Origin of the sequence: Bacillus mobilis, from assembly GCF_001884045.1 — a bacterium.
GTDB classification, from domain to species: Bacteria; Bacillota; Bacilli; order Bacillales; family Bacillaceae_G; genus Bacillus_A; species Bacillus_A mobilis.
The window spans coordinates 1-304 of record NZ_MACF01000048.1; the positions used below are offsets into that span (position 1 = coordinate 1).

The 304-nt window shown below is 39.8% G+C and carries 1 protein-coding gene; it reads left to right on the forward strand.

Annotation, left to right across the window (positions count from 1 at the left end):
* A partial coding sequence (locus tag BAQ44_RS08310; protein ID WP_131801849.1) for a hypothetical protein occupies positions 1–304 on the forward strand: 304 nt, incomplete at both ends.

The window sequence follows — 304 nt, forward strand, 5'->3', positions numbered from 1 at the left end:
TTGCGGAAGCAGAAGAGTCAGAAGAAGTAATTGCAGAAACAGAAGAGTTAGAAGAAGTGGAAGTAATTACAGAAGCAGAAGAGCAAGAAGAAGCGGAACCTGTAGCATTTGAGGAAGCGCAGCAAGAAATATTGTTAGATGAAGCAATTGAACAAAAGAATGAATTCATACATGTTGCTGAGGCTGAAGAACAAACGAAGAAAGATGTTCAAAGTTTTGCGGATGTTTTAATTGCGGAAGAACAACGAGTTGTAGAAGAAGCACCGATTGCAGAAGAACAACGAGTTGTAGAAGAAGCACCGAT